Raw genomic sequence first — 23,125 nt, forward strand, 5'->3', positions numbered from 1 at the left:
CATGAGTAGTGCATTGAGCTTAGAATCCCCTGCGGTTTTAAAGCATATTGATATTTATCAGACTTTGATTAATCGAATGGCGGCTAATAGTGCAGCCTGTAAGCAGTGGGCGATTACGCTGGTTTCGGCGATTTTGGTGTTTGCTCTGGAGAAGGGTTCGGCTGAGGCAGCTGCGGTGGCAGTGATTCCCGTGTTTATGTTTTATTTTTTAGATACGTATTATTTATCCTTAGAGAGGAAGTTTCGAGGAGCATATTCTAGTTTTTTGGATAAGCTACATGGTAGTACTTTGAATATTAATGAGTTGTATCGAGTCACTGTAGATAGAAAGTTGCCAACAAATTTTTTATCGGCGTTGTTATCTTGGTCGGTTTGGCCGTTTTATTTGGGGATGATGGGGTTGGCTTTGTTGGGGGTGATATGGTAGATAGTAGGTTAGGCATTGCTATTCAAAACCTCTTTCATTTCGGCTTCTTCATTATAGAAGCTCATATAGCCATCACTTTCAAGTTGTTCGTTTATATGCCATAGAAGAGATAAATACTTTTCTTCTTGGAAGCTATTAATTGGCAAGTTATAAAGACTAGTAATTATAGAGTGGAAATTAGGTAGTATTTTTATAATTTCATCAATAAGCTCTATTTTTTCATGTATTTTAGAATTCATAATTCCAGCAGATTTATCATTTAGTCTATTTCTTTCTGCCACCCAATACTCTTCTATTTCAATATAATCATTTATATTATAATAACTAGAGTTCAAGATAATAGGACATATCCTTAACTTTAACTCTTCATTATTTTTACTAGCTTTAACCATATTAACAAATTCAAACATACAATATTCCGATTTTAAATATTTTTCATTAATTAATATAATTATAAACCCACCATTTACTAAATCATCAATAAAACCATTAATATTTTCTTTGTATTTATTCACTTTATCATATTTTATATCCACATAAGGGAGAACTGCTTTAAAAGCACTAGATATTTCACCTATAATATCCTTTGTTTCATTAGGATCATTACCGTAAGATATATAAACACAAGGACAGTTAATAATGGTTCTTACTATATTTCCAAGAAAGTATTTTTTAGAAAAATCACTACGTTTTAATAAAATTTTTTTAAGTTTTGGCTCAAACTTTACTGCACCATCTAATATATCAATATCTAACGATTCTTGAATTATCAATTTAAAACTATTACTTCCTTTCCTTTGAATAAGATGGTAAATATTTCTTGATATGCACTTTTCATTATTAGTTGGCATAATAAAAACGAATTTTATATCAGGTGATTTCACAAGAGCTAATGCTTCTGTACAGTTGAAATGACCTTCAATTCTTGGCTCTAAACTGCTATCAATTTCCAACAAGCTATTTTTTATAAAAGTTAATTCACCTTCTGAAGAAGCAAGTATAAAATATCTTTCACTATCTTTTTAATCATAAACTACAACCTAGTTTTCATTTTTGATACTCTCAAGCAACCCAATAGACCTTAATTCTTCTTGCAGTCTAGATTTTGTTAATGTACCTTGCTCACTTATTTTTTCTATGATACGCATATCATGCTCATAATGTTTGGCTCTTTTTGGAAATGCAGTCAGTATTAAAACTTTAGTATCTTTATATTTTTTTAACTCATTAAATAGCTCTAACCCAGACACATCAAATGGCTCTAGACGATCTAATGCTATATCCAACATAGCTAGTTTTATGATTTTTCTTTCAACCTCCATTTTTTGGATAAAGTTAACTGCTGTTTCATAACTACCGAAAGCTTGAACCTCAAAACCAAACTCAGTAAGCCAACGATATAAAATATTTCGCCATGCTATCTCATCTTCAACCACTAAAACTAAATTCTTATCAATTTTCTTACAAGGAAACTCCATACGGAATAACTTCACATCATCATCGCCAGTATCTAGCAAAACTAAACTACCTTTCATAGTTTTAGCTAAGGATCTAGCACGCCACAGACCATAACCAGTTCCATACTCTTTTCCAGTAATATCTCGATTAAATATGCTTTCTTTTATTTCAAATGGTATAGGAATACCATTATCTTGTACCTCAATTACGGCATAATCATTAACCTTCTCAGTGACAATTTTTACATACAACCCATCATAAAGAAGATTATGCTTTTCGATTACCGCATCAACAGCGTTTTCTATCACTGAATAAATGCAATTCACCAAATTTTGGTAAATTGCATTTACAATTAAACCCTCTTCAAGCTTTAGGTAAAACTCACAATAATCAACTCGCTTTTGAATTTTAATTTGCTTGATTAATTTAAATATTAACTCACTTAAATTAATATCTTTAGGTTCTGATTTAACAACTGCTTTTGTTTCATTCATGAGAATTTTTACAACACCACTGGCATCAGCCAAATACTCATTACAAGTCCGATACAAGTGATCTATTTTTTTATTTTTAATTGCTAAATTAATATCATCAATTGCCTGCTCAATATTTATATCGAGAGAGCCAAGCGAATTATTTAAGCGATGTGTCAGATCTTGAGCAATAATTGAAGAGTTTATCAAACTTTCTTTTTCTAGTATTTCTAACTGCGCATCCTCTAGTTTTCTATTTGTTCTTTTCCAGTTTTCATTTAATATTTCCAATTCTTTATTCTTTTCATCCAAATCTACCTTCACCAACAAACTAGAAAATTTTATAGCTATATTTTCAAGAAACACCCCATCACTCTCTGGCGTATATAAATACTCAGTACTCGGATGGTAAACAGCAATAACCCCAATTGCCTCACCCTCACTTATAATCGGCACACCAATCCAAGAGGCAAATGGGTCACCAAGCTGCTCACTATCACCGTGATCTCGATACCATTCAATGGACTCTTCCTTAGTATTGATTAGGATTGGTTTTTTAGTGGCGAGAATATACTCAGTTCGTGGTAAATTTCCAGCTGCATGATCAAAAACACGTGGTTTGACAAAAACATCCTCTATCTTTCCTGTTTTTTCATTTTTTTTCTTAAATAAGGGAAAAGTAATTTCTTGATTTTTTTTATTTAACAGAGCTATATATATATTAGTAGTCGACATAACCTTTTTAATATACTTATACGCAAGCTCATAGGCTCGTTCTAGCGTTATATTAGGCTCGTTAGTAATAGCTTCACCAAACTTTGTCAAACTGATTAATCGTTCTTTCTTCCGCATAAAGGATTGCTTAACACCTACCATTGCTAGCAGATGCTGGATGAATCTATGCGTAGTCTTCACTGAGTCACGAGTTATTTTTATAATAACAAAATTAGTTATTCGTCCACTTTCAGCAGTAATGCTGTATATATAATACTGCTTATTTTCGCTATGAAATGGCTCAAGATTAAGTTCATTAATATATTTTTTAAGCTCAGTAAGTAAATTAACCTCATCCCAGTTTTCACCATGCCTAAAAGTAAATGTAGGCGTTTTATCCTCTAGGCTTAAATAAACAATAGCTAACTCCACTGAACCATAAATATGCTCAAGCACTCTCACCACTGCATTATATAACTTTTCATCTGCTTGAGATTTTTCATTCTTGATATTATCAAGATCTGTCCAAGATTTTTCATCTTCAACATTATTCTCAATATATTGAATAAAAAACCTATCTAGTTGCTGCTCCCAAGTATCATGCCGAAAGCTACGCAAGGTTGCTGCTAAAAATCCTGCTGTTCGCCTTAGAAGGTTTTTTTCGTTTTGATAGGCGTTTTTCTGCTGAGTACGCAAGATAAGATAGCCAATTTTATTATCATTATGTACTAAAATGGGTACAATAATATTAGAAGGATAATTACTAGACGTAAACTCGATGATATCATTAGCAGCCTCATGGTTGCCAAATAAACCCTTTATTTTATCAGAGTCAGAGGAGTAAGAATTTTCTTTTCTGAAATCAGATTTCAACTCACCATCTTCACAAACTATATATAATTGATCTTGATAAAAAGAGTGATAGAGTAATATATTAATTTCACTAACTGCATAAGAATAGCGAATCTCATTATTCGTCAATGAATCTACTAGTTTCTTAAATATTTCAAGCTCTGATTTGAACTGTCCAATACTTCCTAAATACTCACTATGTAGTTTATTAGTCACTTCAGTTCTAGCTTTAGAATCACCTAATTGAATTAGAACAGCACACCCATCAGAAAAACGATCAAATAAACGAGCATCTTTTTCTTGGAAAACATATTCTTTATCGGACTCTAATAAAAACGCCCCAACCACTCGATGCGGCGGAATATCTTGCCCGTCTATAGCTTGGACTCTTGGATCGAGGCGCATAGGTACTATCAAGTAGTTACTAGTAGAACTATCCACTACACCTGTTGCCACAACTGTTTCAATACGGTCTTGATAACTGCTCAGTGCCGATGCTTCAAGAGCAAGGGTCTGAGTCTCAGGTATGACCTGACCACGCTCAAGTTCTACATTTAAGGTAAGATCACGATAAGATTGATATATAATAGAGAATTGCAGGTTAGGAATAGAAAAATCCTTAACTCTATCAGTAATTAATTGTGCAGTGTTTTTAATAACGTCACGAGCTCTCGGGGCTCGCTCTGTAATAACAAAACTCTGAAGATGATCTAAAACATCTGCGACCACTTCCCATTTCTCTTTCTTCTCTTTACCCTGAGTTGTGCTTTGATTAATATTATTTTCGTTCATTATTTAACCTAAATACTTATGGATGAACAAATCTGACAATCCTGTCAAGATTCAGAACAAATCCTTGGCAGCTTGCAGGTTGTAGGGGCGATGAAGGGGAGCTGACAGAGTAAGCATAAAAACAACATAGCGACGAGGCAAAACTTGTACTTTGCCGAGTATTAAAACTCCACTGCGCCTTAATCATGCTATAGACCAACACTTCGTTGAAAGTCAAAAAGAATCGACAGACGTAAATACGACTCTGATAAACTGATGGGAACTCAAAATAACATTATAATTCCCACATTGGATCATAATCAATCAATACTTTAGGTACCCCATGCTGAGCTAATAACTTTTTTTTCATTATTAATTCTGTAGTTGGGTTTATTTTTATACAATCATCCAGTTTACTTTTCGCATTCTCCAAGACCTTCATAAGTTTTCTATATTCCTCTAATAAATATTGCAATGCCTTTGCTTGCTTGTCTTCAAATAGCACCTGTTCTAGCAATAAACTATCAAGTTTAATCACCACCATGTTTCCTATAGCTGCTCGTGCTAACTTCCGCATAATACGTGCCCGACCACTCTGCCCCGGAGCGGGTGCTCCATGCTCCACCAAAGTCACAAAAGCCAGTAAATGATCCTGAATCACATGGATATTCGGTAGATAAAATGCCCAATCATGCGGATGCTGGCGCTGCAATAAATCAAGGAGGATCGAACGATAAGGCTGGAACTCATGCAGTTGATGAATATCCGCCAACTGTTGCTGGAGCATGGCAAGACGCTCATTACCAATCACGGTTTCTGCAAATGGCTCAGGGTTATCAATTAAACCGCCTTCCTCGTTTAAGTATTTTTCAATAAATAAGGAGTTGGCGATTTCCACAAAGCGCCCACAATCACAGGTGAGACCACAATTTTGTGGATGCTGGCAAGCTATTTCAGGGCGCTCATAAAATACTTCGGTATGTGGGCCACATTTTTTACCATCTAACATGACCTGTCCGGCAGTTTTTTGCCGCCAGAAATTAGACTCCGCTGATAAGCCCACTAAGCGTTGCTCGGTGACACCCAAATCCCGCCAACACTGGTAACTCGCCTGATCTTTGCCTAGTGTTTTATCATCCAGATAGCTAATCCAAAGGCGTGCTGGGTCAAGCTGTAAAACCTCGGTCAGAAATTGCCAAAGATAGGGAAGCACCGTTTCCCGTGCGCTTGAGCCAACATGAAAAGCCGCCGACATATGAAATAAACTTAAATGTGTGCTGTCCTTACCCACTGCTGCCATATCGAAATAACGAAAACAGGGTTGGGTAAATACAAAGCGGTCGCCATATTCGTGGCGAATCCGTACTAATTCATTTTCAATTTGCACCAAACCCGCACTCATCACAAATGAATGTGGCACACTCTTATGCAACAAAGAAGAAGGCTGGAGAACAGAAAAACCCTGCTGTGCAAAATTAAGCTCAAAGGCAGAGCTAATCGCTTGCACCGTCGTTAGATGAGTTTCGGCTAATCCGGTCATGAATGCTCGCTTAGATGGGGTGGAAAAATGGAAGCAGGTCAACCATTTATTTCCTTAGGCAGATGATTATAAACATTCTGCCAGAATTATCTCCACTAAAACAGCAACAAACCCAATACCCAACCGCCTCACTACCCCATAAACTCGGCCAATAAATCGAATAAAGCCGCCTCATCCAAGACCAATACCCCTAAACTCTCGGCCTTTTCCAATTTAGAGCCTGCCTCTGCACCTGCAATTAAAGCAGTCGTTTTCTTTGAGACGCTATTTGAAACTTTCGCCCCTAAAGTTTCTAAATCTGCTTTAATAGCTTCTCGTGGGCGGCTTAAACTACCGGTGATCACATAGGTTTTACCCGCTAGTGGCAAGGCTTCTGCAGGCTGGGCTAGGTAATTCGACCAATGCACACCTAACTCACGGAGGTTATTAATAGTTTTGAGGTTATGCTCTTCTTGAAAAAAAGCCGCGATATTTGCCGCGACCACCGGACCCACATCGGTGACTAATTTGAGAGTTTCTTCATTAGCGGCTTGCAAAGCTTCTAACGAGCCAAAGTGGCGTGCTAATACTTTGGCTGTTGATTCACCGACCTCGCGAATCCCTAAAGCATAAATAAAACGTTCCAATCGAGTGGCTTTGCTAGCTTCAATGGCAGTAAGAATATTCTCTGCCGACTTCTCGCCCATCCGTTCTAAACTAATCAACTGCGCTTGGGTTAAACGATATAAATCATCCACATGCCGAATTAAGCCCTGCTCAAAAAACTGCTCAACTAATTTATCGCCCAAGCCATCTATATTCATCGCCCGCCGCGAAGCAAAATGCTTAATGGCTTCTTTCACCTGTGCAGGGCAATACAAACCACCCGTGCAACGTGCGACCGCACCGACCTCACTGCGCCGCACTTCAGACCCACACACCGGACAGTGCGGCGGCAAGCGGATCACTTGCGCATCAGCGGGGCGTTGTGCCAAGACCACCCGTGCCACCTCAGGAATAACATCACCTGCACGACGCACAATCACATAATCACCGATACGTACATCTTTGCGCTCAATTTCATCCATATTGTGCAAGGTGGCATTACTCACCGTGACCCCACCGACAAAGACGGGTTTTAAACGGGCTACTGGGGTTAAAGCCCCTGTCCGTCCAACTTGAAACTCCACTGCTTCCAGTTCAGTGATCTCTTCTTGTGCTGGGAATTTATGCGCTAGCGCCCAACGCGGTGCACGACTGACAAAGCCTAAGCTTTGTTGGGTTTTAATGGCATTGACTTTATAGACCACGCCATCAATCTCATACGGCAATCGCGCCCGCTTTGCACCGATCTCATTAAAATAGGCCAAGCAACCTAGTGCACCTTGTACAATTTTTATCTCTGGACAAACCCGCAGACCCCAAGCTTTAAACTGCTGCAAAATCTCAGCATGCTGATCAGGTAGCTTGCCACCCTCGACTATCCCCATTGAATAACAGAACATTTCTAAGGGACGCTGAGCAGTAATCCGTGGATCAAGCTGGCGTAAACTTCCCGCCGCTGCATTCCGTGGATTGGCAAAAGTTTTTAAATTTTCGGCCGCTAAACCTTGATTGAGTTTATTAAAACCCGCCTTGGGCATATAAATCTCACCACGTACTTCTAAGCGACGGGGATAATCCTCACCCAATAAACGTAAAGGGACAGAGGGTATCGTGCGAACATTAGCACTGACATCTTCGCCGGTTTCACCATCACCGCGTGTGGCAGCCCGCACCAATACACCCTGCTCATATAAAAGGCTAATTGCTAAACCATCCAATTTTGGCTCAGCGACATATTCAATTTCCGTCTCATCCTGCAAACGTTCATGAATACGCCGATCAAAAGCCTCCAGCTCTGCCTCACTAAACGCATTCGCCAAAGACAACATCGGTAATTCATGGCTGATACTACCAAACTCGGTTAATGCCTCCCCTCCCACCCGTTGCGTCGGTGAATCGGAGCGAATCAACTCAGGATGCTCAGTTTCTAAAGCTTGTAACTCACGAAATAACCGATCATATTCCGCATCAGGAATTTGCGGATCATCGAGCACATAATACAGATGATTGTGGTGGCGAATTTGAGTGCGTAAGGCTTCGATTTGTTCTTGTATTGATTGCATATTTTTATTCCAAGAAGAAGCGGTAATTGAAATCATCAATTGAATCCTCTTCAGGTTTATAGTTGAACCGCTTTAACTCGCGTATTCGGAATAGCTTACGGGTTTCTTTATTTAATTGATAAAGCTTTAAAGTTGTTTCTGCACGTTTCTGATCGACTTCACTAGCTGCTGGATTTGGCTCTATTTCACCCGTTTTATAATTATTAACAAAATAGCGAGTAAATGAGTAATCAAGCTCATCTGGCTTTAAGAGTAACTCATCAAAGCTATCACCCTTTCCTTGACATACATCGCAACAAACGAAAAGATTACTCCAAGTATAAGCCAAATCAGGAAATAGACTTTTAGGTCGAAAGTGTTCTACCGTTTCTCGACTTTCAGAACCAACCGAACCATCACAAAATGAACATCGGCCTTGGGTCATCGTGGATAAAACCTGACGTAACCCCTGATAACAGGCTTTACTACGCCAACTGAAGGAAAATGAAGGATTTTCTTGCCGAGCTAATACAAAATCTTGTGTCCACACCCAATAGTTTTCAACTAAACAAGCAGGTGGCTCTAAACGATTTAATTTACGCAAGTATGATCTCCTGACTAATTAGTCGAGAGACTTGCCGCAACTCACGCTCGATAATAAACTGTGCTTCCTCACCACGATTTGAAACTTTTTTAGCAAGCTCTAAAAACTGATCACTTACTTGTTTGTTTTTAATAACTAGATCACGCTCTTTATAGAAATCAGCAAATAGCTGCTCAGTTTCAATATCAAACTCTTCGGATACCCCGAAAATTTCCTCTAAGATTAGCTGATAACTTTTACCTGCGGCCGAAGGAATACCTTCAATAACACCCGATGTAGCTTGTTGATTCGCCTCTGGCAATTGATAAACCCAAGCATCTTCTACAGACCCGACTACAAACGGAGAGTGTGTCGATGCAAAAATTTGCGCATTGGGTAACAACTTCTGCACAGCAGGAAGAATACGGCGTTGCCACTTAGGATGCAGATGAATGTCTATTTCAGCTAAGAGCAAAATAATGGGTTGGGAAAAGACATCTTTTTCTTTATCTTTCCAAGGTATACTTTCTAAACGCAGAGAAAGATCGGCAACCCAACTAATAATAGATTTAAGTCCATCTGGTAGGCCGTCAAACCGAATCGGAGCATTATTGACAACCAAGGATACATTTAAAGGTGAACGCTCAAGTTTGAATTCAACCTCTAGATCACAAATTTCTTTAATTAAATTAGTTATGCGTTTTAGTGCAAGATCATATTGATTGGCATCGCTCATATCACCATCTGCACGCGCCAATGCAGCTTGAGCACGATTATTAGCGATCCATTGTAATAATAGTTGAGGACGCACGGTTTGATCGAAAGATAGTGCTTGTTGAAATGGAGGTGTAGAAATCTCTTGAATAGCGCCTATTTCTGACTGCTGCAAACTACGTAAACCAGAATAAGCAAATACTGCAAAAGAAAAAGTATTCTGTGAACCTACATTACGTGGATCATATATAGACGCATATGCTTTGTACTTACCTAATAAGCTTTCGAAACCCTCTCCATAACCTACAAATCTACCTAACCTCTCATCTGAAGACATTGGAAGATAACTACCAAATATCTCAATACCCTGTATTGGTTTTCGTGCTAACAAGCCAGCCTTATTATTAAACTTAAAACAGACATAGCTTTCATTATCCTTAAATCGCCTACTGATTATTGGCTCGTCTGAAAAGCCTCTAAAAATATCTGAAATGGCATAAAGTACTGTACTTTTACCACTGCCATTAGGTCCAGTGAGTAAGTGAATTTCAGCCTTGTTAGCATCGGCCTCTAAGGTTTCTATCGGCTTAAAATCAAAGCGTGTTTTTTCAAATACGCCCACTTGAAACAACTCAAGACCTTCAAGACGATAAGGAATCCTTGCTAACTCATCCATCAGAACTCACCTCACAAATACCGCTATCGACTCCACATGCGCTGTATGTGGAAACATATCCATCACGCCCGCACCCAGCAGTTGATAACCTTGAGTATGCACTAATTCGCCCGCATCCCGCGCTAAAGTGGCTGGATCACAAGACACATAGACGATCCGTTCGGCTTTGAGTTTGCCCAAATATGGCAGCAGCTCTTTCGCACCTGCACGTGGCGGGTCGAGCAGAATACGGTCATAATGATGCTTGAGCCAAGCCTCTTTACTCAAAGCGTCGCTCATTAAATTGCAGGCATAATAATCGGTATTATGAATACCATTCGCATGCGCTGCAGCCCGCGCACGCTCGACCATTGCTAGATCACCTTCAACCCCAATTACTTGCTCGGCTTGGCGAGCTAAGGGTAAAGTGAAGTTACCCAGACCACAGAATAAATCCAGCACCGTATCCGTCGACCTTAGTTCTAACAGCTCCAAAGCACGCATCACCATTTTGCGATTTAAGGCTTGATTCACTTGAATAAAATCGAGCGGCTCAAATTGCACCCGTGTATCAAACTGCGGATGCGTATACGCCAAACTACGCTCACCATAAACTTTATGCACCGTCTGTGGTCCCGCCGGTTGCAGATATAATTCGAACTGAAATTCACGGGCAAAACTCAGCAGCTTATCTAAATCACCTGTGGATAAAGCTTCCATGTGACGCACCACCAAAGCAGCGACTTCATCATCACCTATCGCCACCTCAATCTGTGGCAAACTGTCACGGGCATCCAAGCTAGTTACTAAATCTTTTAAGGTAGTAATCCGTTCGCCGACTAAAGGATGCAGCACCTCACAACGCGAAATTTCCGCGAGCAAACCCCCATTCTTTTCTCGAAACCCAACTAAAGCCTGCTGCTTTTTACGCACCCAGCGCGCACCCAAACGTGCTTTACGTCGATAGCCCCAACCCTCAGCCGTTAAAGGCTCAAATAGAGTCGCTGGTTGAACCTTGCCAATATGCTGCAAATTATCTAATAAAATCTGTTGCTTATAACGAATTTGTGCATCCAGTGAAATATGCTGCCAACTACAGCCGCCACAAATTGCAAAATGCTGGCATTTAGGCTCTACCCGATTTGGCGAGGCAGTAAGGACAGTTTCAACGCGACCTTCATCATAATTAGCCTTGTAGGAGGTATAGCGGAAAGCGACCTTTTCTTCGGGCAAAGCACCCTCAATGAATACGGTTTTGCCATTGACTCGCGCCACACCTTTACCCTCAAGGGTTAAGGCTGTAATTTCGGCCTCGACTAAGGGACTATTTTGAACACCACGGGGTTTATGTTGACGACGACTCACTCAATAACCTCTAACCAACTTGAACGATAGATTGAATAGAAAAAACTTAAGGGGCTAAGCCCACTTCCTTCCGCACTTTCCGATAGATTTGCTCCACACGCATCACTAAACCGATCGACTCCAAACTAAACTCATCCCCTGCAAAAAAATGCTCAACTTGCCAAGCCCTGCGGCGACGGTAAATTTGTACATGCGGATTATCTTGATGCACGATGACATATTCCAACAGGCTTGGAATGTAGCTTGCTTAATCACTATGTGCTTAATTTTATCAGGATTAAGCTCGCTAAACTGCTTTATCTTTTACGCATCCTGTTCCCAAGCCGCCTCAAAGGCTTGCAAATGTGTCTTTCCCGATTGGGTTAACACTTTGCGCACTAACACACATTCGCTGTCATAGCGTTGCCGATCAATTTGCCCCCGCATCAATTGGAAGCGCAAATACACTAGCCAAGTATTCAGCACATCCGTTTCGCAATAATTACGAATTTCGGCGAGTTTGCCTGCTTGAAAAGCTTCCCAAACCTTTGAGCCATCCATGCCCATTTTACCGGGGAAGCCATAAAGAGTAGCTAACTCATCCAAAGGGGCATTGGCACGCCCACCGTATAAAGCTAGCAAATCCATCAGATCCGTATGGCGCAGATGATAGCGACTAATGTAATTATTCCACTTAAAACTACTATCCTCATCGCCCAAATCCCAATAGCGGGGAGCCGATAATTTGTGCAGCATGGCACGATAGTGAATCACGGGCAGGTCAAAACCACTGCCATTCCAAGAGACTAAGGTCGGCGTAAAGCGCTCAATCCCATCAAAGAAACGTTGGAGAATATCCTTTTCACTGGCTTTTTCATCACCGAGTGACCAAACCTTAAATTCATCTCCACGCCCCCGAAACGTCACCGAAATCGCTACAATCCGTTGCAAATGATGGGCTAAAAACTCTGAACCACCCGTCTTTTGTGCACGCAGATGAAACATCGCTTTGGCAACACCACTCTCCTCTAAATCACCTAAATCATAAAGCTTACGTCCACCCTCAATATCGGGAACGGTTTCAATGTCAAAAACGAGCGTATTCATAAGGCCTCATCCTGCCTGTGCAAAGGTCGCTCATCATACAACAAGCGAAGCTTAGGAGGAAAAGCTCTTGTAGTTTGGCCTGTAGTTTGCACAATAGCGCTTATGTTATCCATTCAACTCTTACAAAGCGCTTGCCCATTTTTAACGGCTGAAACACTGGCTGTACTCAAGCCATCGTTTCGCCTCAAACACTATCAACGTGGTGAGGTGCTGTTACGCCAGAATGAACGCTGGCAACAGGTTTATTTAATTGAAACAGGCTTAATTCGCCTCTATTTTCTGCGCCCTGACGGCAAAGAATTTAATAAAAACTTTTATCGTGAGCGTCAGTTGATTGGTCCATTAACGCCGACGATGCAGCAGCAAACTTCACTCTTTGGCATGAGTTGCCTTGAAAACTGTAGTTTATGGCAATGCCCTGCTAAGCAATTCATCTCCATTTTGAGCACACAACAGGTTTGGACTCAGCTACAAAGTCATTTCCTCAGCAAGTTGGTGGATCATAAATTACAACGTGAACATGATCTGTTAAGTCTAACCGCTAAAGAACGTTATCAAGCTTTTTGTGAGCATGATCCTGAACTCGCTGAGCGCGTGCCTTTGGTACAATTAGCGAGTTATTTAGGAATAACGGACGTGTCTTTATCACGCTTGCGCACGAATTTAAATAAATCTTGAGGTCTTATCATTTGATAAGGTGAGCTTTAAAAAACTCGGAAATACTGTCGGCATCTTCATGATTAGGATGACCCCTGCTATGCAAAACCGCCCCTACACTCTGCTAGAAAATACTAGCCTTGCTTTAGCCATTTTAATGTTTGGTATTATGGCAGGCTTCTTCTGGACTTATACCTTCAATGTCAACTTAGCCACGGCACAATTAGATGGCGCTAGTTATGCGCGTGTACAGTCTTTATTTAATGTGAATGTGCGTCATGCGATGTTTTTCAGTTTCTTTTTCGGCAGTGCAGTAGTAGCTGTGCTAGCACTGATCTTGAATTACCGCCACTATCGCAACCCGAGTTTTTGGCTACTGGCGAGTGCGGCAATCCTGTATATTGTTGGCATTATTCTCTTCACTAAATTCGTGAATCTACCGCTCAACTACTATACCGAATCGTGGAATCCAGAATTTCTGCCGAGCGATTGGGAAGCGACACGACAAAGCTGGAATAAGGCGAATGCTTGGCGAGTGCTGATTTCTTTCTTAGCTTTTGCTCTCAGTTTGCTTGCCTTAGTTGGGCGTAGTATGCGAGCCAGCTAAAGTTTAGCTAGCCCGATTGAGCCATCAACGGCCGAGATGATAGCTCTATTGCGGATACCAATAGCGCACTTGCGGATCGTCTTTTTTAATCAGCACGAACTGATTAGCAAACACTCGATATTCTGCACTCCATTGGCCATCCGGCCATTGGATGCGGATAGTCGCACGCTCAGCCACCCCTAAGCCGACATGTACAAATCCCGACTCACCCGAAGCATGTCCGCCACCGACTTGGATACGCCGAATTTGTGAGGGTACACCGGTTTTAATCGCAATCGTTGCACCCACGGCATTTCGATTTGAACCGTGTTGTGCAAGCTCGATTTGCAACCAATTCCCCATCAACTGTGTCCCTTGAGCGGTTTTCGCCCCTAAATTCCGAAAGACACTCACCGGGTCTTTACGATTCACTACCATCAAATCGAGTAAACCATCCGCATTGAAATCATGCAGGCTGGCACCGCGCCCATGCCTAGGTAAAGCAATACCAGCCGCCAGTCCTGCTTCGTAAAATTTCTTATCCCACTGCCCCAGCAAGAGATTATCAGGATCAAAGGCCGCAAAATCAGGCATGGCTTCGACATTGCCTTTAGCAATGAAGAGATCAAGTTTAGTGTCATTATTGACATCATCAAACTCAGCATGCCAACCGGTTGATGGGCGTAAATCCTCGCCCGTATAAGGGCGATGTGCAGTCGCTTGGCGCTCATAGGCAATATCTTTATAGATGGGTCGATCTTCTTCCGCCTCGTCATCTAACACTTGTAAGCGTGTATCGCCCATTGAAGTTAAAGCATATTCAGGGAAGCCATCCCCTTCTAGATCGCCTTCGGCGATACCCATCCCCCAAATAAGCACACGCTGCCAACCGTCACTGCGGCTATACAGTTTTGGTGGATTATCCGCTGGGACACGCCATAGTTGCTCCTCACCTTCTCGATAATATTGGCGATCATTGGTCATGCGTAAAGACAACTCGCCACTTTTGTTCCAGTCCGTGAATAGCATGGATAAAGCACAAAAACCGGGGGCTAAAGCCGTGCGTTCATGATAATCAGGTTGATCTTTAGAGCTAGGGCGAAATAAATCATTTTCATGACAAGTCCCCCAAGGTGAACCCGGTGCGGAACGATCCACATAATTACCAAAGGCTAAACTAGGATAGTTCTGCCCTTGTTCAAAACTCGCTGCAAACGCCGTCGTCCAAGCATTGCCACCTTCATAACTCCACAGTTTATTGGCTTTAGTGAAACGGCAATCGGCGCCCCCTTTGAGCAAAATATTTCGCCCTACCCTGAGCAGAACCAAATCTTGGAAACCATCATTATCTATATCCAGCGGATAAGCCCCAGTGACTTGCTTAAGATCCTGTTCTTCAAGTTCTAAGCTTTGGGGCTTAAAGACTAAAGCCTGACCCGGCTGACTGGCATTGATATACAGTTTGGCAGGCTGCTCGCCACCTGCGATAAATACATCCGGCATCCGGTCTTGATTGCAATCTAATACCGCCAAACCACCCCCAACGAAAAACTCCCAAGGTCCGGTATACTGCTGATTAATTCCCGAACTTGCAGTTTCATCCTGCAACACAGGAAGATCCATCGGCGCGGCCTGCAAACTGGGTTTGGCCTCTTCCGCATAAAGCCAAGGCGCGACTAAACAAGCGCTAGTCGCTAGTAAAATTTTTAAGGCTTGCATTATTCGATAACCAAAGTTTTCAGATAGGCAATCAAAGAGGAACGCTCAGTATCGTTAAGGGCAAGATAGGCATCACGAGCGGCACGCCCTTCCCCCCCATGCGCCTGAATAATTTCATTTAAAGTCAGCTGATCACCACGATGACCATAAGGCGCAGTGGAGGCGATCCCCCATAATTCAGAAGTCATAAACTGATCCCGCTCTACAAATCGTTGAGAGAGTAATTCATTGCCTAAAGCAGCTACTTTCTCATCTGCAATCACATGGCGCTTTAAATCCCCAAACAGCGGAATCAAAAATTCACCTTTTTCGTTACGCTTCAACTGCTTAGCCCAAGTTTGCAAAGCAAAATCATAACTTAGCTTAGCGTCGGCCTGCTCACCTTGGCGCAAAGTTCCTGCCAGATCCCAACCACCGGGATCTGTAAAGCTTAAACTTTTTAAAGGTAAAGCAGGGATATGACAGCTAGCACATTGAATTTTATGAAAAATCTGTTCACCTCTAGCAGCCGCTTGCTGCCATTTTAGGTCTGCTGGCTGCTGTTGGATCGGCGGTGGCAAACTGGCCTGCCAAGCGACCAAAGCTGAAATATCAGCCGCATTCATTTCATTCTTAATCCCATCTTCATCAAAATCTGCCTCCCCCGTCCAACGCTCACCAAAGCGCTCGATGGCTTGCATACCGTGATGTTGATTCATCGCATTAATCGTAAATTGGCGTAAGGAAACAAAGACACCCTTTTGGCTAAAAGGACGAATGATCAGATCCGTATCAATCCCTTGCAAGGCCGTTAAATCGACCACGCCCTCAGGCTCAGCAGTGAGATAGCCATAGGAGACCCCTTTCGTGCGTAATTCGACCTTGACTGCTTGCTGAGTACGACGTGCCTGTTGCAATGCTTGTTGACGCAGTTGATGCAATTCAGTAGTCATCTCACGGGCGAGCAATTCAACTAAACCTGCGCCAAATAAATGATTGGAGTTGCGCTCATTCGAAAATTGTGGATCAAGGCTATCAAAATCGGCATTCACAAAGCCTTCGGAAACAAATACATTGGCTGCAAAATCCCCAGCGCCCCCCAATTTAGGTTCGTTATGGCAACCCGCACAAGCCGCTGCATCTAGGCCCGCAGTACGACTAAAGGTAAATTCACTAACCCGCTTACGCTTAGTTGGAATAATCGCTTGCGTGGCTTTGGGGCGGCCTGCACCCTCTTCACGGGTAAAGCGAGCTTTAAACAGCTGCTCACCATACTCACGAATACGTTCTAATTCCTCCGGTGAAACTGCGCCAGTGGGTAACTGAAAATCCGCTTGTAAATGTTGATCCTGCCAAGGCTCATGTTCAGTAACGACCTCAGCAAGTACTAAACCACTCCCTGCCAATAACGCCAAGACCACTAAGGCAACGGAGACCACTGAATACTTAGCCTTCACCCACCTACTCCCATCGTCCGATCTAGCCGTTGCAAAGTCGTCATCGCGCAACCTAAATGAATGAGTTCTTGTGAATCTTCATAGCAATAGAAACTGACCTCACTGGCCTCTAGCATATTGCCATTATGTCGCAGAGCATTACGAATTTCCGGCTCCATTAAATCAAAAGCACGCACCCCACCACCAATAAAAGCAATCGTGATCGGATCAATTAAGGCAAATAAACTGCGTAAAGCTTTACCTAAAGCCCGCCCTGCTTCACGATAGGCTGCACGCTCAATCCCTTCATTTTCATGGGCGCGTCGAGCTAAGTCGATCATGGCGGTTGGGTCAATCTCATCAACAGGCAGACTTTGTTCATCCGCCCCAGATACCCGCCGCCAAATAGCATAATCGCCTACATAGGCCTCGACACAACCGTATTGACCACAACGGCATAAAGCGCCCTCATCCGAGGCATGCACCATATGTCCAAACTCAGCGGCCGACGATTGCCGACCAATAAAGCGGCGACCTTTAAGCACTAAGCCCATGCCAATCCCCGAGCCAAGCAAAATAGCCGCAAAATCGTCCCCAAAACGGGCGGGATCTTGCCAATGCAAAGCCTCAGCCGCCATATTGCAATCATTGGCCACCCAAACGGGTACATTAAAGGCGCGGTGAAGCAACTCCCCTAAAGGCAAATCGAGCAGCTGAGTCATGGGTGACCACAGCATTGTCTGGCCGCCCGCATCCACCACACCTTGCACGCCGATACTAATAAAGCGTAAAGGTATTGGGTTCGTGGTCAGTTGACTCATGAGGCGAGTCACCATGCGTAGCAAATAATGCTCAAAATCCGCTAAGGAGGCTTGGCGTGACTCAAAATGGTCATCGGCTTTGGCCAAAATCTCCCCAGAATAATCTTGTAGCCAAGCTGTCAGTTTATTAATGGATAGAACCATCACCACTATACAGCCGACTTGTGGATTTAAAGATAAAGTGATGCGCGGGCGGCCACGGCGATTGACGGTATCTTGGCTTTGACTGAGTTCAGAACGACTCAGCAATAACCCCTCTGAAATCAAACCCGAAGTAATCGTAGAGACGGTAGCAGGTGATAAACCGGTATATTCCACAATCTCAGTACGTGAGACACAACCATGCCGTCTTAAGACTTGGATGATGGATCTGGTATTCTGACGTCTCACATCATCCGTGCGGACTAGTACAGGCATCAAGCGTCCTCCCTAAATAGTTTGACTCGCAAACTAAATGCAGTTGCTGCCAACGAAAATCATTTAAAAAGTATATTGACACAGGATTTTTTTTGCGTCACTATTTTTTTCGAGACTTAAATAAAATAGTCAAACGTCAAACAACAGTCGTAATTTGCACATCTCTTTGGAGGAGATTACATGAAAAAGTCTATCGTTTTATTAACTAGCGCGCTGGTATTAGCAGGCTTTACTGCGCCTACCTTCGCGAAAGACAAAGTGATTGGGGTGTCTTGGTCAAACTTCCAAGAGGAACGTTGGAAAACTGACGAAGCTGCGATGAAAGCAGCCATTGAAGCAGCAGGCGACAAATATGTTTCTGCTGATGCGCAAGGTTCAGCCTCTAAGCAATTAACCGACGTAGAAAGTTTAATTGCCCAAAAAGCTAATGCCTTGATTATTCTGGCGCAAGATTCCAGTGCCATCGGTCCTGCTGTTGAGAAAGCGGTCGCAGAAGGTATTCCCGTCATTGGTTATGACCGTTTGATTGAAAACAAGGACGCTTTCTATATCACTTTCGATAATAAAGAAGTCGGCCGTCTCCAAGCCAAAGGCGTATTAGCGGCTAAACCTGAAGGTAATTATGCCTTTATTAAAGGTTCTTCAGCGGATCCTAACTCTGACTTCTTATTCTCTGGCCAAATGGAAGTACTGAAAGAAGCGATGGACAGTGGCAAGGTTAAGAAAGTCGGTGAAGCCTATACGGATGGTTGGAAGCCAGAAAATGCTCAGAAAAATATGGAGCAAATTCTGACTGCTAACAATAATAAAGTGGATGCCGTGGTAGCCTCGAATGATGGTACAGCCGGTGGCGCAGTCGCGGCACTGTCTGCTCAAGGCTTAGCGGGTTCTGTGCCTGTTTCAGGCCAAGATGGCGATCATGCGGCTTTAAATCGGATCGCTTTAGGCACACAAACTGTCTCGGTGTGGAAAGACTCACGGGAGCTTGGCAAAAATGCAGCCACGATTGCAGCGATGCTGGCTGATGGCAAAAAAATGGGCGAAGTCCCTAATGTTGTGCAATGGGCTGATGGTCCAAATAAAGTTGCTATGAACGCAGTTTTCTTAGCCCCTGTCGCGATCACTAAAGATAACTTAAATGTCGTTATTGATGCGGGCTGGGTAAAGAAAGACGTGGTTTGCCAAGGTGTTAAAGCCGATGTTGCTGCTTGTAAGTAAGAAAAGCATCTAGCTTGAATGAGTTATATCTACCCTCTTCTTAGCAGAAGAGGGTTTGAGGAATGATGCTATGAGTAATACTGCTACAACTCCCGATAAAGCACGTGCTAGCGAGCTAGGTGCAGTTGCAAAATTTTTTAAAGCCACCGAACTCGATACCCGCATGCTCGGCATGATCGGCGCAATGCTATTGATTTGGCTGATTTTTAATATTTTATCGGGTGGTTTATTTTTAACCCCACGGAATTTATGGAACTTGTCAGTGCAAACAGCCTCAGTCGGGGTCATGGCGACTGGCATGGTGCTAATTATTGTTACCCGCCATATTGATCTATCGGTTGGCTCGATCTTGGGCTTTGTCGGTATGATCATGGCAGTCACTCAAGTTGAAATTCTCCCCAAAATTATTGGCTTTGATAGCCCTGTAACTTGGATCATCGCCTTAAGTTTGGGGATTTTATTAGGGGCTGCGATTGGTGCTTTTCATGGTTATGTGATTGCGTACTTAGGTGTACCCGCATTTATTGTCACTTTAGGTGGCTTATTGGTTTGGCGGGGTGCAGCATGGTGGGTGACCTCGGGTCGCACAGTTGCGCCAATGGATGAGCACTTCCGCTTAATGGGTGGTGGGCCGTTTGGCTCGATTGGGGCAACGGCAAGTTGGATAGTCGGGATTCTACTGTGTATTGGGATTATTGCTGCCATCGTCAATACTCGTCGCCAACGCTTACGCTTTAATTTTCCGTTACGGCCGATGTGGGCAGAAATCTTTCTAGCAGTCGTAGGCTGTGCCGTCACTTTAGGGATTATTGCCGTCTTCAATGCTTATCCTTGGCCTGCAAAAACAGCGGCTGATTATGCGCTAGCCAATAATATTCCTGTCCCTGAAGGTGGTTTATTTATCGCTCATGGGATTGCGATTCCGGTGATTATCTTATTGGTAGTTGCCCTCGTGATGACCTTTATTTCTAATCGCACCCGCTTCGGCCGCTATGTGTATGCTATTGGTGGTAATCCAGAAGCTGCCGAATTAGCAGGTATTAATACTCGCTGGATTACCATGAAGATTTTTATTCTCATGGGGGTTTTGTGTGCGATTGCTGCGGCCATTTCCACCGCTCGCCTGAACGCAGCGACCAATGCTCAAGGAACACTGGATGAACTTCTGGTAATTGCCGCTGCGGTCATTGGCGGCACTTCGCTCGCGGGTGGTTCAGGAACGATTATTGGGGCGATGATTGGTGCTCTGCTCATGCAGTCTTTGCAATCCGGCATGATTTTATTGGGGGTGGATACACCACTACAAAATATTGTCGTCGGGATTGTATTAGTACTGGCAGTTTGGGTTGATACTATTTATCGCAAGCGTACTGCTTAAACCGGAGGAAATACGATGAGTTCACTAAAAACACCTCTGGTTGAAATGCGTGACATTTCTATCTCTTTCGGTGGTATTCATGCGGTTGATCATGCCTCAGCCGATCTCTATCAAGGCGAAGTCGTGGCCTTATTGGGGCATAATGGAGCGGGTAAATCGACCTTTATTAAGATTCTCTCTGGTGCGTATAAACGCGATGGTGGGAAGATTTTTGTTAATGGCCAAGAAGCCACGATTAATAACCCCCGCGACGCTAAAGGCTATGGGATTGAAACCATTTATCAAACCCTTGCTTTAGCTGACAATGTGGATACAGCGGCTAATCTTTATCTAGGTCGGGAATTAAGAACGGCTTGGGGTACTTTAGACGATGTAGCGATGGAAGCTGAAGCCCGCAAAGTCATGGGGCGTTTAAATCCACGCTTCCAACGCTTCAAAGAACCCGTCAAGGCCTTGTCAGGGGGGCAAAGGCAGTCTGTCGCGATTGCACGCGCTATTCTGTTTAATGCACGGATTCTGATTATGGATGAACCGACCGCTGCTTTAGGTCCACAAGAAACGGCACAGGTCGGTGAGTTGATTAAACAGCTGAAAGCCGATGGGATTGGCATCTTCCTAATTAGCCATGATATTCACGATGTGTTTGATTTAGCTGATCGCGTGACCGTCATGAAAAATGGTCAAGTGGTAGGTACTGCGCATGTGAATGATGTCACTAAAGATGAAGTATTGGGCATGATTATTCTTGGTAAATGCCCTCCCGGTGCTATTCCAGGGCCGGGAGCTAGCAATTCATAATTCATCTATCACCCTGCATCCTCTAATTCATTATAGTTTCTCCTGTACTACTCCCTAGCTAAATAGCTAGGGAGCTTTTTTGTATTGAAAAGCTTCACAACAGCTAACTTGTATTTATACCGCCTTCTCCACACAATACAGGTTTTACTGACCACGGAAGCTGTTGACATGAAACATATTCTCTTAATAACTGCATGGATGCCTTTATCTGCCCTCGCGGCTGATCTAGATACCGTTTATTTTTACCAGACCCCGACCCCTGAACTAGCCAGTACCCATTCAAGCCAAGCCTATACGAATCCCCTGCCCGCACCGGATACCTCCAATCTAGAGCCGGATGGAACACCCAAAAACACTCAAGCAGGCGCTTCAACTGAAGCAGCTAGCCGTGCTTATGGTCGATACTCGGTACCATTTACCGCTAAGCGCGTCTCTGCCGCCGTCACTAGTGCCGTATCATCCGACTCCAATGCTTATTTAAGTGCTAGTTTCCCCTACAGTGCCATTGGTAAGCTGACCTTTCAGGTCGGTGGCATCAGTGCTCATTGCTCGGCCAGTGTGATTCTTAAAAGTGTCATTGTTACTGCCGCTCATTGTATGCAGGACTACGGCGCCGGCGCTGATCGCTTTGATTCGCATGTATTTAGACCCGCTAGCTACGAAGGCAGCAGCCCTTATGGTGAATGGACACCATTAGCCGCTGTTTGGCCAAATACTTGGACTAAAGGTACTGAAGTAGGCAGTGGCTCTGCCGTGGATAATGATTTAGCCGTGATGATTTTAGCGAAAAATGCCTCAGGTCAGTTTATTAGTGATCTCGTAGGAGGGCATTTAAATTACGGTTGGAATAATTATTCATTTATTAATAGCAAACGAACGGGCAATATCTGGACCGCTGCGGTAACAACTTTAGGCTATCCCGGCTTATTAGATGAGGGCGCGATCATGCAACGCAGCGATGGCCCTAGTTATCTGACCACGATTGCTGATGCACATCAAATTTATCAAGGCAGCACCTTTACAGGCGGTTCAAGTGGTGGCCCTTGGGTCGTCAATTTCGGTTATGAAAATCCAAGTTTCAGTGATGGCTCAGGGGTAGGACATAAAGCCAAAGCCAATGTCGTAATCGGTGTGACCTCTTGGGGTAGCGCTGACCCGAACCAACCGAAAGATAATTATTCATCTCAGTTTACCCAGAACAAGCGCTACCCTAAAGCCGATTATGGTGGCTTTGGTGCTGGGAATATTGCGGCACTATTAAATACAGCCTGCTCTAAAAAGCCCAGAGGTAGCACACAAACTTTTAAGCAATTAGGTTATTGCGACCAGTAACTCTGGTCAATTAGGTAGAG

General features: G+C 43.1%; 19 protein-coding genes. 7 read left to right on the forward strand and 12 right to left on the reverse strand.

Annotation, left to right across the window (positions count from 1 at the left end; genetic code table 11):
* Nucleotide 1: 1 nt before the first annotated feature.
* Nucleotides 2-427 carry a hypothetical protein gene (locus B5D50_RS13380; protein WP_078923142.1) on the forward strand — a complete coding sequence of 142 codons (426 nt, stop codon included), beginning with the start codon at nt 2-4 and terminating at the stop codon, nt 425-427.
* 8 nt (nt 428-435) lie between these two features.
* On the opposite strand, the gene B5D50_RS13385 is transcribed toward B5D50_RS13380, so the two are convergent.
* The 9 genes from B5D50_RS13385 to B5D50_RS13420 all read right to left on the reverse strand — a co-directional run bounded on the left by B5D50_RS13385 (nt 436) and on the right by B5D50_RS13420 (nt 12,764).
* A complete protein-coding gene (locus B5D50_RS13385; protein ID WP_143594360.1) occupies nt 436-1,383 on the reverse strand; it encodes a hypothetical protein in 948 nt (315 codons plus the stop codon).
* Between the two features lie 84 nt (nt 1,384-1,467).
* Nucleotides 1,468-4,716, reverse strand: a complete 3,249-nt coding sequence (locus B5D50_RS13390) for a sensor histidine kinase (RefSeq protein WP_078923144.1) — start codon at nt 4,714-4,716, stop codon at nt 1,468-1,470.
* 274 nt (nt 4,717-4,990) lie between these two features.
* Complete coding sequence (locus B5D50_RS13395) at nt 4,991-6,235, reverse strand: alanine--tRNA ligase-related protein (RefSeq protein WP_078923145.1); 1,245 nt, start codon at nt 6,233-6,235, stop codon at nt 4,991-4,993.
* 131 nt (nt 6,236-6,366) lie between these two features.
* Nucleotides 6,367-8,418 carry an NAD-dependent DNA ligase LigA gene (gene ligA, locus B5D50_RS13400; RefSeq protein ID WP_234975881.1) on the reverse strand — a complete coding sequence of 684 codons (2,052 nt, stop codon included), beginning with the start codon at nt 8,416-8,418 and terminating at the stop codon, nt 6,367-6,369.
* The gene (locus B5D50_RS13405; RefSeq protein WP_078923146.1) at nt 8,387-8,965 is read right to left on the reverse strand and encodes a retron system putative HNH endonuclease; all 579 of its coding nucleotides are present in this window, start codon (nt 8,963-8,965) and stop codon (nt 8,387-8,389) included. Before B5D50_RS13405 ends, ligA begins: the two co-directional genes overlap by 32 nt.
* Nucleotides 8,958-10,334 carry an AAA family ATPase gene (locus tag B5D50_RS13410; RefSeq protein WP_078923147.1) on the reverse strand — a complete coding sequence of 459 codons (1,377 nt, stop codon included), beginning with the start codon at nt 10,332-10,334 and terminating at the stop codon, nt 8,958-8,960. Before B5D50_RS13410 ends, B5D50_RS13405 begins: the two co-directional genes overlap by 8 nt.
* 6 nt (nt 10,335-10,340) lie before the next feature.
* Entirely contained in the window at nt 10,341-11,678 is a 1,338-nt protein-coding gene (gene rlmD, locus B5D50_RS13415; RefSeq protein ID WP_078923148.1) for a 23S rRNA (uracil(1939)-C(5))-methyltransferase RlmD, read from the reverse strand.
* Nucleotides 11,679-11,724: 46 nt separating this feature from the next.
* Nucleotides 11,725-11,889 carry a hypothetical protein gene (locus B5D50_RS20360; RefSeq protein ID WP_159448640.1) on the reverse strand — a complete coding sequence of 55 codons (165 nt, stop codon included), beginning with the start codon at nt 11,887-11,889 and terminating at the stop codon, nt 11,725-11,727.
* A gap of 92 nt (nt 11,890-11,981) precedes the next feature.
* Nucleotides 11,982-12,764 carry a 3'-5' exonuclease gene (locus tag B5D50_RS13420; RefSeq protein ID WP_078923149.1) on the reverse strand — a complete coding sequence of 261 codons (783 nt, stop codon included), beginning with the start codon at nt 12,762-12,764 and terminating at the stop codon, nt 11,982-11,984.
* Nucleotides 12,765-12,866: 102 nt separating this feature from the next.
* Here B5D50_RS13420 and B5D50_RS13425 point away from each other — a divergent pair, with 102 nt between their 5' ends.
* Both B5D50_RS13425 and B5D50_RS13430 read left to right on the forward strand, forming a co-directional pair.
* Complete coding sequence (locus B5D50_RS13425) at nt 12,867-13,442, forward strand: Crp/Fnr family transcriptional regulator (protein ID WP_078923150.1); 576 nt, start codon at nt 12,867-12,869, stop codon at nt 13,440-13,442.
* Nucleotides 13,443-13,521: 79 nt separating this feature from the next.
* Nucleotides 13,522-14,028 (forward strand): anthrone oxygenase family protein, encoded by a 507-nt coding sequence (locus tag B5D50_RS13430; RefSeq protein ID WP_078923151.1) that lies wholly within the window; start codon nt 13,522-13,524, stop codon nt 14,026-14,028.
* Nucleotides 14,029-14,073: 45 nt separating this feature from the next.
* Here B5D50_RS13430 and B5D50_RS13435 read toward each other — a convergent pair whose 3' ends face one another.
* The 3 genes from B5D50_RS13435 to B5D50_RS13445 are packed head-to-tail and all read right to left on the reverse strand — an operon-like array spanning nt 14,074 to nt 18,379.
* Complete coding sequence (locus tag B5D50_RS13435; protein ID WP_078923152.1) at nt 14,074-15,726, reverse strand: CRTAC1 family protein; 1,653 nt, start codon at nt 15,724-15,726, stop codon at nt 14,074-14,076.
* The gene (locus B5D50_RS13440; protein ID WP_078923153.1) at nt 15,726-17,162 is read right to left on the reverse strand and encodes a di-heme oxidoredictase family protein; all 1,437 of its coding nucleotides are present in this window, start codon (nt 17,160-17,162) and stop codon (nt 15,726-15,728) included. The genes B5D50_RS13435 and B5D50_RS13440 overlap by 1 nt, the downstream gene beginning before the upstream one ends.
* Nucleotides 17,159-18,379: an ROK family transcriptional regulator gene (locus B5D50_RS13445; protein ID WP_078923154.1), complete on the reverse strand. Its 1,221-nt coding sequence runs from the start codon at nt 18,377-18,379 to the stop codon at nt 17,159-17,161. Before B5D50_RS13445 ends, B5D50_RS13440 begins: the two co-directional genes overlap by 4 nt.
* A gap of 180 nt (nt 18,380-18,559) precedes the next feature.
* Between B5D50_RS13445 and xylF the strand changes: the two genes are divergently transcribed.
* The 4 genes from xylF (at nt 18,560) to B5D50_RS13465 (ending at nt 23,105) form a co-directional block, all read left to right on the forward strand.
* Nucleotides 18,560-19,597 (forward strand): D-xylose ABC transporter substrate-binding protein, encoded by a 1,038-nt coding sequence (gene xylF, locus B5D50_RS13450; RefSeq protein ID WP_078923155.1) that lies wholly within the window; start codon nt 18,560-18,562, stop codon nt 19,595-19,597.
* 70 nt (nt 19,598-19,667) lie between these two features.
* Entirely contained in the window at nt 19,668-20,975 is a 1,308-nt protein-coding gene (locus B5D50_RS13455) for a sugar ABC transporter permease (protein WP_078923156.1), read from the forward strand.
* Between the two features lie 15 nt (nt 20,976-20,990).
* Entirely contained in the window at nt 20,991-21,773 is a 783-nt protein-coding gene (locus B5D50_RS13460; protein ID WP_078923157.1) for an ATP-binding cassette domain-containing protein, read from the forward strand.
* A 168-nt stretch (nt 21,774-21,941) separates the two neighbouring features.
* Nucleotides 21,942-23,105 (forward strand): trypsin-like serine peptidase, encoded by a 1,164-nt coding sequence (locus tag B5D50_RS13465; protein ID WP_078923158.1) that lies wholly within the window; start codon nt 21,942-21,944, stop codon nt 23,103-23,105.
* Nucleotides 23,106-23,125 lie beyond the last annotated feature (20 nt).

Source organism: Thiothrix eikelboomii (assembly GCF_900167255.1).
Classification (GTDB): domain Bacteria; phylum Pseudomonadota; class Gammaproteobacteria; order Thiotrichales; family Thiotrichaceae; genus Thiolinea; species Thiolinea eikelboomii.

What these genes read in the sequence shown, in the direction of transcription:
- B5D50_RS13380 (WP_078923142.1), top strand. Translation starts at nt 2, where the DNA reads ATGAGTAGTGCATTGAGCTTAGAATCCCCTGCGGTTTTAAAGCATATT.
- B5D50_RS13390 (WP_078923144.1), bottom strand. Translation starts at nt 4,716, where the DNA reads ATGAACGAAAATAATATTAATCAAAGCACAACTCAGGGTAAAGAGAAG.
- B5D50_RS13395 (WP_078923145.1), bottom strand. Translation starts at nt 6,235, where the DNA reads ATGACCGGATTAGCCGAAACTCATCTAACGACGGTGCAAGCGATTAGC.
- ligA (WP_234975881.1), bottom strand. Translation starts at nt 8,418, where the DNA reads ATGATTTCAATTACCGCTTCTTCTTGGAATAAAAATATGCAATCAATA.
- B5D50_RS13410 (WP_078923147.1), bottom strand. Translation starts at nt 10,334, where the DNA reads ATGGATGAGTTAGCAAGGATTCCTTATCGTCTTGAAGGTCTTGAGTTG.
- B5D50_RS13420 (WP_078923149.1), bottom strand. Translation starts at nt 12,764, where the DNA reads ATGAATACGCTCGTTTTTGACATTGAAACCGTTCCCGATATTGAGGGT.
- B5D50_RS13425 (WP_078923150.1), top strand. Translation starts at nt 12,867, where the DNA reads ATGTTATCCATTCAACTCTTACAAAGCGCTTGCCCATTTTTAACGGCT.
- B5D50_RS13430 (WP_078923151.1), top strand. Translation starts at nt 13,522, where the DNA reads ATGCAAAACCGCCCCTACACTCTGCTAGAAAATACTAGCCTTGCTTTA.
- B5D50_RS13435 (WP_078923152.1), bottom strand. Translation starts at nt 15,726, where the DNA reads ATGCAAGCCTTAAAAATTTTACTAGCGACTAGCGCTTGTTTAGTCGCG.
- B5D50_RS13445 (WP_078923154.1), bottom strand. Translation starts at nt 18,379, where the DNA reads ATGCCTGTACTAGTCCGCACGGATGATGTGAGACGTCAGAATACCAGA.
- xylF (WP_078923155.1), top strand. Translation starts at nt 18,560, where the DNA reads ATGAAAAAGTCTATCGTTTTATTAACTAGCGCGCTGGTATTAGCAGGC.
- B5D50_RS13455 (WP_078923156.1), top strand. Translation starts at nt 19,668, where the DNA reads ATGAGTAATACTGCTACAACTCCCGATAAAGCACGTGCTAGCGAGCTA.
- B5D50_RS13460 (WP_078923157.1), top strand. Translation starts at nt 20,991, where the DNA reads ATGAGTTCACTAAAAACACCTCTGGTTGAAATGCGTGACATTTCTATC.
- B5D50_RS13465 (WP_078923158.1), top strand. Translation starts at nt 21,942, where the DNA reads ATGAAACATATTCTCTTAATAACTGCATGGATGCCTTTATCTGCCCTC.